The sequence below is a fragment of the Comamonas odontotermitis genome, assembly GCF_040396735.1.
GTDB classification, from domain to species: Bacteria; Pseudomonadota; Gammaproteobacteria; order Burkholderiales; family Burkholderiaceae_C; genus Comamonas; species Comamonas odontotermitis_C.
In genome coordinates, this window is the sequence record NZ_JBEBNZ010000001.1 from 344,664 (window position 1) to 358,423 (window position 13,760).

11 protein-coding genes and 1 riboswitch are annotated in these 13,760 nt (G+C 63.8%); of the genes, 9 read left to right on the forward strand and 2 right to left on the reverse strand.

The window, feature by feature from the left end:
• Positions 1-106 precede the first annotated feature (106 nt).
• Positions 107-1,117, reverse strand: a complete 1,011-nt coding sequence (locus ACH2DG_RS01555; protein WP_395023960.1) for an acyltransferase family protein — start codon at positions 1,115-1,117, stop codon at positions 107-109.
• A gap of 244 nt (positions 1,118-1,361) precedes the next feature.
• On the opposite strand from ACH2DG_RS01555, the gene kdpF reads away from it, so the two are divergent.
• From kdpF to ACH2DG_RS01585, 6 genes are all read left to right on the forward strand, one after another.
• Entirely contained in the window at positions 1,362-1,463 is a 102-nt protein-coding gene (kdpF, locus tag ACH2DG_RS01560; RefSeq protein WP_395023961.1) for a K(+)-transporting ATPase subunit F, read from the forward strand.
• A 116-nt stretch (positions 1,464-1,579) separates the two neighbouring features.
• Complete coding sequence (kdpA, locus tag ACH2DG_RS01565) at positions 1,580-3,286, forward strand: potassium-transporting ATPase subunit KdpA (protein WP_395023962.1); 1,707 nt, start codon at positions 1,580-1,582, stop codon at positions 3,284-3,286.
• A gap of 186 nt (positions 3,287-3,472) precedes the next feature.
• Complete coding sequence (gene kdpC / locus ACH2DG_RS01570) at positions 3,473-4,168, forward strand: potassium-transporting ATPase subunit KdpC (protein ID WP_395023963.1); 696 nt, start codon at positions 3,473-3,475, stop codon at positions 4,166-4,168.
• A 3-nt stretch (positions 4,169-4,171) separates the two neighbouring features.
• Positions 4,172-6,274, forward strand: coding sequence for a potassium-transporting ATPase subunit KdpB (gene kdpB / locus ACH2DG_RS01575; RefSeq protein WP_395023964.1), 2,103 nt, complete (start codon positions 4,172-4,174; stop codon positions 6,272-6,274).
• Positions 6,275-6,308: 34 nt separating this feature from the next.
• A complete protein-coding gene (locus tag ACH2DG_RS01580; protein WP_395023965.1) occupies positions 6,309-9,023 on the forward strand; it encodes a DUF4118 domain-containing protein in 2,715 nt (904 codons plus the stop codon).
• A gap of 13 nt (positions 9,024-9,036) precedes the next feature.
• Entirely contained in the window at positions 9,037-9,747 is a 711-nt protein-coding gene (locus tag ACH2DG_RS01585; RefSeq protein ID WP_395023966.1) for a response regulator, read from the forward strand.
• Positions 9,748-9,766: 19 nt separating this feature from the next.
• On the opposite strand, the gene ACH2DG_RS01590 is transcribed toward ACH2DG_RS01585, so the two are convergent.
• Positions 9,767-10,282 (reverse strand): DUF2938 domain-containing protein, encoded by a 516-nt coding sequence (locus tag ACH2DG_RS01590; protein WP_395023967.1) that lies wholly within the window; start codon positions 10,280-10,282, stop codon positions 9,767-9,769.
• A 66-nt stretch (positions 10,283-10,348) separates the two neighbouring features.
• Between ACH2DG_RS01590 and ACH2DG_RS01595 the strand changes: the two genes are divergently transcribed.
• From ACH2DG_RS01595 to ACH2DG_RS01605, 3 genes are all read left to right on the forward strand, one after another.
• Complete coding sequence (locus tag ACH2DG_RS01595; protein WP_395023968.1) at positions 10,349-10,753, forward strand: helix-turn-helix domain-containing protein; 405 nt, start codon at positions 10,349-10,351, stop codon at positions 10,751-10,753.
• 44 nt (positions 10,754-10,797) lie between these two features.
• A riboswitch (S-adenosyl-L-homocysteine riboswitch) is annotated at positions 10,798-10,876 on the forward strand.
• Between the two features lie 74 nt (positions 10,877-10,950).
• Positions 10,951-12,381 carry an adenosylhomocysteinase gene (gene ahcY / locus ACH2DG_RS01600; RefSeq protein ID WP_395023969.1) on the forward strand — a complete coding sequence of 477 codons (1,431 nt, stop codon included), beginning with the start codon at positions 10,951-10,953 and terminating at the stop codon, positions 12,379-12,381.
• 153 nt (positions 12,382-12,534) lie between these two features.
• A complete protein-coding gene (locus ACH2DG_RS01605; protein ID WP_395023970.1) occupies positions 12,535-13,743 on the forward strand; it encodes a TlyA family RNA methyltransferase in 1,209 nt (402 codons plus the stop codon).
• Positions 13,744-13,760 lie beyond the last annotated feature (17 nt).

A 13,760-nucleotide genomic window follows, 5' to 3' on the forward strand; every position in this document is an offset into this window, starting at 1 on the left:
GAAATCAGGGCGCTTGTAGCGAAGCGCCCGCGATTCGGTGCACCCCCCCATGGCGTGACGCGCTGCGCTCGTGGGAGTGGGGATGCAGATGGCTCGGGCGTTGCGCTCACCTGGTCAGCAGGCGCTTCAGGCGCAGCGCGGGCGCTTCAATCCAGTGCCACAACAGATAGCCCAGCAGCATCGACAGCACGCAGGACAGTGCCATGCTGGCATAGAAGTTCATCGACGGCCACAATGCATACACGGTCTGTGCGATGGGACAGCCCGAGAGGTAGACGCCGTAGGAGGGATCGCCCAGGCGACTGACCCAGCCTGAAAAAACCGATGTCGTGCTCCCCAGGTAGATGAGCAGCGCCGGCAGCACCAGCAGGCCGGATGTGTGCTGCAGCCCGGTGAGCCAGAAGAACAGCGCAATTGGAATGAGACCGAAGGTGATGGCGGCGGCATGGGGCAGGAATCGATCGCGGTGCAAAGCAATCAGCGCGCCACAGGCAAAATAGGCCGGGTATTCGTACCAGTGCATCATCACGCCCCAGAAATCGGCGTTGTAGCCCACGATGAACACCAAGATGTAGCCCAGCAGGGCAAAGCTTGCGATCCAGCGCTTGCGGAAAACACCCACCACGCCGGCCGCCGCCAGCGCGGCGTAGCACATCGTTTCCATGGGGATGGTCCACAGTGGCCCGTTCATCAGTGTGTCCAGGGGGTTGTTCATGAACACGCCGGGCAGGTTGACGTAGGCGCGGTACATCAACAGGTTCCTGAAGTACTCCAGCGTCTGGCCATGGCTCAGGAACCCCCTGGCGGGCAGATTGGTGAACAGCAAGCCAAACACAAAGATGTTCAGCACCACTGCGGCCAGCATGCCCGGCCACAGGCGCAGCAGGCGCTTGGCAGAGAACTTGACCAGGTGCGGCTCGCGTAGCCAGCTGGTGGTGACCAAGTAGCCGCTGATGGTGAAAAAGGTCATCACGGCGACACCACCGATCATGCCCACGTTCATCCAGCTGGGCCCCTCGCGGTCACTGATGTAGTAGTGATGGCAGACGATCACGGCCAGCGCTGCGCAGATCCGGAGGATGTCGAACGAATTGCCGCGGTGCGAAGTGGATGCCATGGAAAAGAGATGCCAAAGGGGGAAAACGCTGCGCCACTATACCTTTCATAGCGAGTGGCATGGATAGGTAAGGCGCTGGCGCATGCTCATGCATCCATCTTGACGCGATCTTGATACCACCTGCCCCATTCTCTACACGCGCTTGATGCGCATATTTTTACATTTCTTCCAGCGTTGGCGTTGGGCCAGCGTGGTTGTATGGCTTCGTCTGCGCACATTGAGAGCCCGGGCGGAGCAGGAGGAAATGGAAATGCCTTACCACTGGGTGGAAGTATTGGCGGTGCTTGCCGCTGGCGGGCTCTTTGCCTATCTCGGCTACGCGCTGCTGCGCCCCGAAAAATTCTGAAGGGACCACCATGCAAATGCTGCAAGACCTGATCTTTGTGAGCCTGACGTTCGTCTGCTTTGCAGGACTGTTGGGTTTTTTGCGCTCGTTGACGCGCATCTGACAGGGAGTACACCATGTGGTTACCCTGGATGGAATTTGCCGCAGTACTCGCGGCTCTGACGGTACTGGTCATCCCCATGGGCCAGTGGTTGGCACGGTGCTTTACCAGCGACCACCACACCTGGCTGGAGCGGCTCAGTTACCGCGCGCTGGGCGTGAATCCCGGCGAGCACATGGGCTGGCAGCGCTATGGCGCGGCCCTGCTGCTGTCCAATGCGGCCATGATGCTGCTGGGCTATCTGGTGTTGCGGCTGCAAGGCTGGCTGCCGCTCAATCCGCTGCAGTTCGCGGCCCAGGCGCCTGATCTGGCATTCAATACCGCTGCCTCGTTCATCACCAACACCAACTGGCAGGCTTACGGGGGGGAGAGCAGCCTCTCCAATGCCACGCAGATGGCGGTCATCACCTTTCTGATGTTTGCGGGAGCGACCACCGGTGTGGCTGCAGGCGCCGGCTTTGTGCGGGGCCTGGCACGTTCCAGCAGCCAGGACGTCGGCAACTACTGGGTGGACTACGTGCGCGTGTTCTGGCGCGTGCTCCTGCCACTTTCCTTTGTGCTGGCACTGGTCTATGTATGGCAGGGCGTTCCGCAGACGCTGCACACCGAGACCTGGGCAAGCACGCTCGAAGGCGCGCGCCAGCAACTGCTGACGGGGCCCGTCGCAAGCCTGGAGAGCATCAAGCACCTGGGCACCAACGGCGGTGGCTTCTTCAACGCGAATGCTGCGCATCCGTTCGAGAACCCGACGCCGCTCACCAATATGCTGCACATCCTGGCCATGCTGCTGATCCCCGCCAGCATGACCTATGCATTCGGCTCCATGCTGCTGCGCCGTCGCCAGGGCTGGGTGTTGTATGGCGCCTGCATGGTGATGTTCGTGGGCTTTCTGAGCCTGGTTTTCATGGCCGAGCAGCAAGGCAGCAGCCTGCTGGCGCGCGCGGGGGCTGATCAGCAGTGGAGTCTTGCGCAACCCGGTGGCAACATGGAGGGCAAGGAGCTGCGCTTTGGCATTGCCGATACTGCACTGTTCGTGACCACCACCACGGCGGCCACCACGGGCTCGGTCAATGCCATGCACGATTCGCTCACCCCTTTGGGCGGTATCACGCCGCTGGCGCTGATGATGCTCAACTGCGTGTTCGGTGGCGACGGCGTGGGGCTGATCAACCTGATCCAGTACGCCATCCTCACGGTTTTCCTGGCAGGCATGATGATCGGCCGCACGCCGGAATTTCTGGGCAAGAAGATCGAGGTGCGCGAGATCAAGCTGGTCATGCTCTCGGTGCTGGCGCATCCGGCCAGCGTTCTGGGATTCACGGCGTTGGCCATGCTGTGGCCAGGCGCATCCGATAGCCTGAACAACCGTGGGCCGCACGGCTTCTCGGAAATTCTGTATGCCTATGCCTCGGCCACGGCCAATAACGGCTCGGCCTTTGCGGGGTTGAATGCCAATACCCCCTTCTTCAACACCACGCTGGGGCTGGCCATGATCGTGGGGCGCTTTCTCACGCTGCTGCCCATGCTGGCGGTGGCCGGCAGCATGGCGGCCAAAACCACGGTACCTGCGGGGCCAGGCACCTTTCCCACGGCGTCGCCACTGTTCATGGGCCTGCTGGTGTTCGTGGTGCTGGTGGTGGGCGGGCTCACCTTTCTGCCAGCGCTGGCGCTGGGGCCTGTCGTGGAGCACCTGCAAATGCTGGTGGGGAACCTCTATCCCTGATGTATGAACACCACCCTGAGCCGCTTCGTGCCTTCTCCCCCGCTCTTGCATGGCTGTGCCATCGGGCGTTGGGGCGCAGCCCGCGCTGCGGTGCGGCCCCTGCCCGGCTGTCCACACATGGGGCATGCCAGTATCAGAGCTGGGGCGATGCTTGGGCGCATTGATATCTCCGTTGGGAGCAATACTATGAAATCGTCTTCTCTTTCAATCTCCGCACCCGTTGTATCGACGGCGGATGCCGAACCGTCTCCGGTCTCCTGGGGGCGTCTGGTGGCCAGCAGCGTACGTGCCGCTGTGGCCGTCATGCTGGTGGGGGGCATCGCCTACCCGTTGGCGACAACAGGCGTGGCGCAGGCTCTGCTGCCGTATGCAGCCAATGGCAGCATGGTCGAGCGCAATGGCCTGGTGATGGGCTCGGCCCTCATCGGCCAGCAGTTTGCGGGCGCCAGCTACTTTCACGGCAGGCCCAGCGCCACGGTGGCACCAGACCCCGACAAGGAGGGCTCCAGCATCGCTGCGCCCTATAACGCCGCCCAGTCTGGCGGCAGCAACCAGGGGGGCACCCACAAGGATCTGGCCGATACCGTGGCTGCTCGCGTGGCGCAGTATCGCGCCGATAACGCCTTGGCCACCGATGCGGTGGTGCCCGTGGATGCGGTCACGGCTTCAGCGTCGGGCCTGGATCCGCACATTTCCGTGGCCAACGCCTTGCTGCAGGTGCCACGTGTGGCGCAGGCGCGCAAGCTGACCCCAGAACAGGTACGGCAGATGGTAGCGCAGAGCACTCAGGGGCGCACCTTTGGCCTGCTGGGCGAGCCACGTGTCAATGTGCTGCGCCTCAACATGGCGCTAGATGCGCAGCAAACCGCAGCAAAGGAGTAGGCCATGAGCAGCCATCCATTGAAGGCAGGCACGAGCCTGTTCGAGCCACGCCTGGTACGCGATGCCCTGTTCGATGCAGTGCGCAAGTTATCGCCGCGCACGCAGTGGGCCAATCCTGTGATGTTCGTGGTCTATCTGGGCGCCATCCTGACCACACTGCTGTGGGTGCAGAACCTGCGTGAACCCACCACCGCTGCGGGCGGCGAAGGTGCCGGTTTTGCGTTGGCGATTGCGCTGTGGCTGTGGTTTACGGTGCTGTTCGCCAACTTTGCCGAGGCGCTGGCCGAAGGCCGCAGCCGTGCCCAGGCGGCCAGCTTGCGCAGCATGAAGCGCGATACCGTGGCCAAGGTACTGCAGCAGCCGCATTTCGGAAGCGCATGGATTCCGGTGCGGGCGAGCGAGCTGCGCAAGGGCGTGGTGATTCTGGTCGAAGCCGGTGACACCATTGCGCTGGACGGCACGGTGATCCAAGGCGTGGCTTCGGTGGACGAAAGCGCCATCACCGGCGAGTCGGCTCCCGTGATCCGTGAGGCGGGCGGCGACTTTTCCTCGGTCACCGGCGGCACGCGCGTGCTGTCAGACTGGCTGGTGGTGGAAATCACGGTCAACCCTGGCGAGTCCTTTCTGGACCGGATGATCTCCATGGTCGAATCGGCCAAGCGGCAGAAGACGCCCAACGAGCTGGCGCTGACCATCCTGCTCGTGGGCCTGACCCTGGTCTTTCTGATGGTGATCGTCACGCTGTGGCCGTTCTCGGCCTTTGCCGTGGCGCAGGCGGGCTCGGGCACCGTGGTCGGCATTGCCGTGCTGGTGGCGCTGCTGGTCTGCCTGATTCCCACCACCATCGGCGGGCTGCTGTCGGCCATCGGCGTTGCCGGCATGAGCCGCATGATGCAGGCCAATGTGATCGCCACTTCGGGCCGTGCCGTGGAGGCTGCTGGCGATGTGGATGTGCTGCTGCTGGACAAGACCGGCACCATCACCTTGGGCAACCGCCAGGCCAGCGAATTCTTGCCTGCGCCGGGCGTATCGGTGCAGCAGTTGGCTGAAGCCGCGCAACTGGCTTCGATTGCCGATGAAACCCCCGAAGGCCGCAGCGTTGTGGCTTTGGCCCGGGAGCGCCATGGCGTTGCCGAACGCAACGCCCAGGACCTTGCAGCCGAATTTGTGCCCTTTACCGCGCAGACGCGCATGAGCGGCGTGGATCTTTCCACGCCAGAAGGTGCGCGCCAACTGCGCAAGGGCGCCTTTGATGCGGTGCGGCAGCACGTGGAGGCGCTGGGCGGCAATCTGCCTGCCGGTGTGCAGCAGGCGGTGGACAATGTCTCGCGCAAGGGCAGCACGCCGCTGGTGGTGGCCGATGGCGCCCGCGTGCTGGGCGTCATCGAGCTCAAGGACATCGTCAAGCCCGGCATGCGCGAGCGTTTTGCCGAACTGCGCCGCATGGGCATCCAGACGGTGATGGTGACGGGCGACAACCCGCTCACCGCGGCCGCCATTGCCGCCGAGGCGGGCGTGGATGACTACCTGGCCGAGGCCCGGCCCGAGGACAAACTGCGCCTGATCCGCTCGCACCAGGCCGCTGGCCGCCTCGTGGCCATGACGGGCGACGGCACCAACGATGCGCCAGCCCTGGCCCAGGCCGATGTGGCAGTCGCCATGAACAGCGGCACGCAGGCCGCCAAGGAGGCTGGCAACATGGTGGATCTGGACAGCAACCCCACCAAGCTCATCGAAGTGGTGGAAACCGGCAAGCAGATGCTGATGACGCGCGGCGCGCTCACCACCTTCAGCATCGCCAACGACGTTGCCAAGTATTTCGCCATCATTCCTGCAGCCTTCGTGGGCACTTACCCACAGCTGGCGTCGCTCAATGTGATGCAGCTGCACAGCGCCGACTCGGCCATCCTGAGCGCGGTGATCTTCAACGCCCTGATCATCATTGCCCTGGTGCCGCTGGCCCTGCGCGGTGTGCGCTACCAGGCCGTGGGGGCGGCAGTGCTGCTGCGGCGGAACATGCTGATCTACGGGGTGGGTGGACTGATCGTGCCGTTCGTGGGCATCAAGATCATCGATATGCTGCTGACGGCGCTGGGGCTGGTATGAGCCTGGCACTGAAAACACCGACAATGCCGAGACGATGGCCGTAAACACCAGCAATACTCCGGCGCCACCAGCGCGTCCAGACCCGGACGCACTGGTGGCGCAGATGCATGCCGAGCAGCAGCAGGCTGCGCGCGGAAAGCTGCGCATCTACTTCGGCTCGAATGCCGGTGTGGGAAAGACCTATGCCATGCTGGCGGCCGCGCAGCGCGAGCGGCATGCGGGCCGCGCCATCCTGGTGGGCCTCGTGGAAACGCATGGAAGGGCCGAGACAGAACAGCAATTGCACGGTCTGGAGCAACTGCCGCGCCGCCATCTGCCCTACCAGGGGCGGCAGTTGACCGAGTTCGATCTCGACACCGCGCTGCTGCGCCACCCCGAGGTGCTGCTGCTCGACGAGTTGGCACACAGCAATGTGCCGGGGGCACGCCATCCCAAGCGTTGCCAGGATGTGGAGGAACTGCTCGCCGCAGGCATCGACGTCTGGACTACGCTCAACGTGCAGCACCTGGAAAGCCTCAACGATGTGGTGGGCGGCATCGTGGGCATCAAGGTGCATGAGACTGTGCCTGACCAGGTTTTCGACAACGCCGATGAGGTGATCGTCGTCGACATTCCGCCCGAGGAGCTGCTCAAGCGCCTCAAGGCAGGCAAGGTCTACCCGCTGGAGCAGGCCGAGCGGGCCTCGCACAACTTCTTTCGCCTGGGCAATCTGCTGGCCCTGCGTGAGCTGGCGCTGCGGCGCACGGCCGACCGTGTTGACGAGGATATGCGCGACTACCGGCGCGAGCGCGCCATCGGTGAAGTCTGGCCCGCCCGTGAGCGATTGCTTGTCGGTGTGGGCGGCCATGCGGGCGATGATGCGCTGGTGCGCCAGGTGGCGCGGTTGGCGCGGCGGCTGGAAGCCGACTGGATGGTGGTCTATGTGGATGCCCCCGAGCGCCAGCACCGGCCGCGCCGCGCGCAGGAGGGTGTGCTCAAAACATTGGCGCTGGCCGCGCGCCTGGGCGCTGACACGGCCACGATCCCCGGCGCCGACGTGGCCCAGGCGCTGGTGGCCTTTGCCCATGAGCGCAATGCCAGCCATCTGGTGCTGGCACGCGTACAGCGCCGCGTCTCCCGCTGGCTGCCGTGGGCAGCGGCCAGCCTGCCCGAGCAGATTGCGCGGCTGGACCCGGGGCTGGACGTGCTGGTGCTGTCTCCGCCTGTCCCCAAGAACGGGAGCGCCGTGCGCAAGCCCGTGCATGAGCGCAAGCCGATGGCATGGGTGGGCTACATCGGAGCCACCCTGGCCTGTGTGGCCGCCGCCGTGGTGGCAGAGCTGCTGCTGCAGGTGTTCGACCCGGCCAACGTGGTCATGCTCTTCCTGCTGGTGGTGGTGCTGTCGTCCTTGCGCTGGGGGCGGGGGCCGGGCGCCTGGGCAGCGCTGCTGTCGGTGCTGCTGTTTGATTTCTACTTTGTGCCGCCGCGCAATTCGTTCAGCGTCAATGACACGCAGTACATCTTTACCTTCTGCCTGATGCTGGGCGTGGCCCTGGTCTGCGGCCAGCTCATGGCGCGGTTACGCCACGAGGCGCGTGTGGCGGCAGAGCGGGAGCGGCGCGCCGGGGCGCTGGCCCGGTTGGCGCGCGACCTGTCAGGCGCACTCACGCAGGAGCAGGTGGCGCAGATTGCGCTTACCACGGTGTCAGGCGTGTTCGATGCGCAGACAGGGCTGCAATTGCCCGATGCGCAGGAAAGCCTGCATGCCGTCGCCGGCAGCGAAGGTGCCATGGACGCCAGCATTGCGCGCTGGAGCATGGAGCACGGCCAGCCTGCGGGGCAGGGCACCGACACACTGCCTGCATCGCCCGCGCTGTATGTGCCGCTGATGGCGCCGGTGCGCGTGCGCGGTGTACTGGTGCTGCATCTGCGCAGGCCGCAGCGGCTTCAAGTGCCGGAGGAGCGCCGCCTGCTGGATGCCTGTGCGAGCCAGATTGCGCTGGCGCTCGAACGCGTACATTTCGTCGAGGTGGCGCAGGAAACCCAGGTGGCCATGGAGGGCGAGCGGCTGCGCAACACCTTGCTGTCAGCGGTTTCGCACGATCTGCGTACGCCGCTGACCGGCATTCTGGGCGCAGCCCAGGCGGCCCTGCCACGGGTACCGCCGGGTGCGGCGGCAGACATGCTGGTGCAGATCCGCAACCAGGCCGAGGCATTGCAGCAACTGGTAGACAACCTGCTGGCCATGGCGCGCATGCAGCAGGGCGGCGTGCATCTCAAGCGCGAATGGCTGCCCGCCGAAGAGCTGGTGGGCAGTGCCCTGCGGCAGATGCACGGCCGCCTGGCGGGGCATGTGGTGCGCACCGATCTGCCAGCTGGCCTGCCACTGCTGCATGTGGATGCGGTGCTGATGGAGCGTGTGCTGGTCAACCTGCTGGACAATGCCGCCAAATACACGCCGCCCGGCACGACATTGACGCTGGCCTGCCGTGTGGAGCAGGATGCGCAGGGCATCGATCATTGTCTCCTCACGCTGAAAGATGATGGGCCGGGCCTCCCCGCACACCTGGATGCGGCACTGTTGTTTGAGCCGTTCACGCGCGGGGTGGTGGAATCGGCCGTCTCCGGCATGGGTCTGGGCCTCACGCTGGCACAGCGCATCGTCCAGGCGCATGGTGGGCGCCTGGAGGCCACTTCCGCCGGCCCGGGGCAGGGTACGATCTTTGCCATCCACCTGCCCGTGCCCGAGCAACCGGCTTTGGACGATTGAAACGGCTTTCCCCATGACTGTTGCAGCCCACCGAATTTTATTGATTGAAGATGACCTGGCGATACGCCGCTTTATCCGCCTGGCCCTGGAGGACGAAGGCTGGCAGGTGTTCGAGGCAGAAACCGCCCGGCGTGGCCTGATCGAGGCCGCGAGCCGCCAGCCCGATGTGGTGGTGCTGGATCTGGGCCTGCCCGATGCCGACGGAAAAAGCGTGATTGCGGAGCTGCGCGGCTGGAGCGCCTTGCCCATTCTGGTGCTGTCGGCCAGGGACCAGGAGGAGGAAAAGGTAGCCGCCCTCGACGCCGGCGCTGATGACTACCTGACCAAGCCCTTCGGCGTGCCGGAGCTGCTCGCGCGGCTGCGCGTGCTGCTGCGCCGCCGCCAGCAGATGCCTGCCGACGCGGCGCCTTCCAGCCGTGCACGCTTTGGCGAAGTGACGGTCGATCTGGCTACGCACGAAGTCAGCCGGGGGCCGGAGGTCGTGCACCTCACGCCCATCGAGTTTCGCCTGCTGGCTGCGCTGATCGCAGGCCAGGGCCGCGTGCTGACGCACCGCCAGTTGTTGCTGCAGGTGTGGGGGCCGGAATACCTGGATCGGCCCCACTACCTGCGCGTGCACATGGCCAACCTGCGCCAGAAGATCGAGGCCGACCCGGCCCAGCCCCGGCACCTGCAGACCGAGTTGCAGGTGGGCTACCGCCTGGTCGGGCTGGCGGCGGCTTAGAGCCGCTTCAGAACCCGTTTTAACCCATCATTTTTTGCAGCGCCACGGCCGTCGCATACATGCCAAGGCCAAAGACGGCATGCGTGACGATGCTGTGCAAGCGTGCAATCCAGGGCCGGGGCGCGCGGCTGGCCGCCACCCCCATGCCCATGCACGGCTGCATGATGAAGAACGGAAACACCACGGTTGCCACCCCAAAAGCCAGTGCAGGCCACAGGGTGGGCGCGCTCAGCCATGCCATACCCTCCAGGGCCACAAGGGCCAGGGCGAACACCAGGCCGATGAGGTAATGCACGGTCCAACCCACAACGGCCTCGTATGCCCTGGGTTTTGCAGCGGGTATCGGCACTTGCGCGGGGCGGCTCTCGGGCAGGTAGAGCAGCCAGCGCCCGACCAGTGCGTAGTTGAGTGCAGGGGTGCCGAACAGGCGCTTGCGCAGCAGGACCCAGAGGTCGGTGATGGCGGTGGCGCCCAGGCCCACTGCCAGGGTCTGAACCAGGATATGAGAGAGGAGAACAGGGTTTTCAATGTGCATGTGGCTTGCCTTGTTGGAAGAAAACGCCCACTATGCAAATTGAAGCCAACTTCAAGTCAACCACGCATGCTCATCGATATCGGCGAGGTGGCGCGCCGCTCGGGTCTTACCGCTGCCACCCTGCGTTACTACGAGGCCCAGGGCCTGATCTCCTCCTGCGCGCGGCATGGCCTGCGCCGCCAGTACCAGCCCCAGGTGCTGCAGCAACTGGCCCTGATTGCGCTGGGCCGCACGGCAGGATTTTCTCTGGCGGAGATTCGGCAGATGTTCGGTGACGACGGCGCGCTGGCAGTGGACCGGCAGGCGCTCGCCAGCAAGGCCGACGAACTGGACCGCTCCATACGCAGGCTGACCACGCTGCGCGAAGGCCTGCGCCATGCCGCCCAGTGCCCCGCGCCTCGCCATATGGACTGCCCGAAATTTCAGCGGATTCTGCGAGCGGCTTCGCGCCCGGTTCCCAAACCGGCTTGAACCTGCTGCTGCGCAGAAGATGCGGCGGCGTTTATAATGGCGCGCTATCCGAGGAGCGTTGCAGCGTCCCCATCAGGCGGGGCGTGAGGCTCGGATCCCCTATCGCAACGACGCTCACCCACGCTTTCTGTGCGGTGAGATGGTGTATCTCCTTCTGCCGTAGAACGTGGTTTTTCATTCATTTTTTGGAGAAAACCATGAACGCTGCTGTTCGTTTCAACCCCGCTGATTCCGCGATTGCCGATATTTCCCTGGCCGACTGGGGCCGCAAGGAAATCAAGATCGCCGAAACCGAAATGCCTGGCCTGATGGCCATCCGCGAAGAGTTCGCTGCGGCCCAGCCCCTCAAGGGCGCCCGCATCACCGGCTCGCTGCACATGACGATCCAGACCGCCGTGCTGATCGAAACGCTCAAGGCACTGGGTGCCGATGTGCGCTGGGCTTCGTGCAACATCTTCTCCACGCAGGACCACGCCGCCGCCGCCATTGCCGCGACCGGCACGCCAGTCTTTGCCATCAAGGGCGAATCGCTCAAGGACTACTGGGATTACACCCACGCCATCTTTGAATTCGGCGACAAGGGCGCCGAAGGCGAAGGCCCAAACATGATTTTGGACGACGGCGGCGATGCCACCATGCTGATGCACCTGGGCAAGAAGGCCGAGAAGGACCTGTCCGTGCTGGCCAACCCCACGAGCGAAGAAGAAAAGATCGTTTTTGCCGCCATCAAGGCCAAGCTGGCGGTCGATGCCACCTGGTACAGCCGCAAGTCGGCCCAGATCATGGGTGTGACCGAGGAAACCACCACCGGCGTGCACCGCTTGAACGAAATGTCGGCCAAGGGCACCTTGCTGTTCCGCGCAATCAATGTGAACGATTCGGTGACCAAGTCCAAGTTCGACAACCTGTACGGCTGCCGTGAATCGCTGGTGGACGGCATCAAGCGCGCCACCGACGTGATGATCGCCGGCAAGGTGGCCTGCGTGGCTGGCTATGGCGATGTGGGCAAGGGCTCGGCCCAGGCGCTGCGTGCGCTGTCGGCCCAGGTATGGGTGACCGAGATCGATCCGATCAACGCCCTGCAAGCCGCCATGGAAGGTTACAAGGTCGTGACCATGGAATACGCCGCTGACAAGGCCGACATCTTTGTGACCACCACCGGCAACAAGGACATCATCCGCCACGAGCACATGGCTGCAATGAAGGACCAGGCCATTGTCTGCAACATCGGCCACTTCGATAACGAAATCGACGTTGCCTCGATCGAGAAGTACCAGTGGGAAGAAGTCAAGCCACAGGTCGACCAGATCACCTTCCCCGACGGCAAGAAGATCACCCTGCTGGCCAAGGGCCGTCTGGTAAACCTGGGTTGCGCCACGGGCCACCCCAGCTTTGTGATGTCGTCCTCGTTCGCGAACCAGACCATCGCCCAGATCGAGCTGTTCACCAAGCCCGAAGCCTATGAAGTGGGCAAGGTCTACGTGCTGCCCAAGATTCTGGACGAAAAGGTGGCACGCCTGCACCTCAAGAAGGTGGGCGCGATGCTGACCGAACTGACCGACGAACAAGCGTCCTATATCGGCGTGAAGAAGGAAGGCCCTTACAAGCCTGAAACATACCGCTATTGAGCTTCAAGCTGCGTCGCACCGCTCTTTTAAAGAGAAAGACGGTGCAAAAATCATAGCTGTTGGCGCTTATTTAGAGCTGGTTGTAGATGAAAATCTATCTATGATTGGCTGTGGGTATGCGCCAATGGCTATCAAAATGAGAGAGGATTGCGCATGCGCGCTGATGTGTTTTTGGTGGATGCGGGCCTCGCATCAACGCGCTCGCAAGCGCAGCGGTTGATTGCGTCTGGCGTGCAGTGGCGCACCACGGTGCTGGCGCCATGGATCAAGGTTGCCAAGAATGGCGACGAGATTCCTGCGGGCGCCGAAGTGCAGTTGCTGGATGCGTCGGAAGCCAAGTACATCTCGCGCGGCGGCCTCAAGCTTGAAGGCGCGCTGGCAGCCACTGGCATAGCGGTCAAGGGCCTGCGCTGTCTTGATGTGGGCCAGAGCACTGGAGGCTTTACCGACTGCCTTCTGCAGGCAGGCGCTGCCCAGGTCATCGGCATTGATGTGGGTCAGGGCCAGTTGCATGAGCGGCTGCGCAGCGACGCACGCGTGGTCTGCGTTGAAGGTTTCAATGCCCGTTCACTGACTCCGGAATCACTGCAGGCGGCGTGCGATGAAGCCCTCTGCGAAATCGTCGAAGAGGAAGAGGACAACGACACCCAGCCCGTGGCGCCCTATGCATGGATGCGCAATGGCGGCCAGGTGAGCGACGACTACGACGACAGTGATGACGCCAAGGAGCAGGAGATCGAGAACTTCAAGGCTGAGCGCAGCGCCAAGGCGCGGGCCCGGCTTGAGGGAACGGCGCCTGTGGAGCGCCGCCGCAGGCCGGGCACCGAAAATGTGGACATCACACCCGTTTTCGATGTGGTGACCGGCGATGTGTCGTTCATTTCGCTCACGCTGGTGCTGCCTGCTGTGGCGCGTGTGCTCAAGCCACACGGCCAGTTGTTGATGCTGGTCAAGCCGCAGTTCGAGTTGCAGCCCGGCCAGATCGGCAAGGGCGGCATTGTGCGCGACAAGGCCTTGTACGCCGAGGTCGAGCAACGCATCCGTGACTGCCTTACGGAGCAGGGCCTCACGGTCAGGCAGTGGCTGGATTCGCCCATTGAAGGCGGCGATGGCAACCACGAATTTTTTGTGCATGCCCAGCAGGGCGCGCAGATCAAGGCGCCAGCAGATGCCGACACCTGTACCGATGCGGCAGAGACGGATGAGCCCAAGCCAACCGTCAAGAAGGCCACCAAACGCCCGTCACGTGCCGACATGCGTGCCAAGCGTGAGAAGCAGGAGCTGTATGAGGACCCCGAGGTGGCCAGCTTTGGCCAGCCCGGCCCCGCGCGTTCCAAACAGAAAAAGCGCAACGAGCGCTGATCAATTACACCGATGAG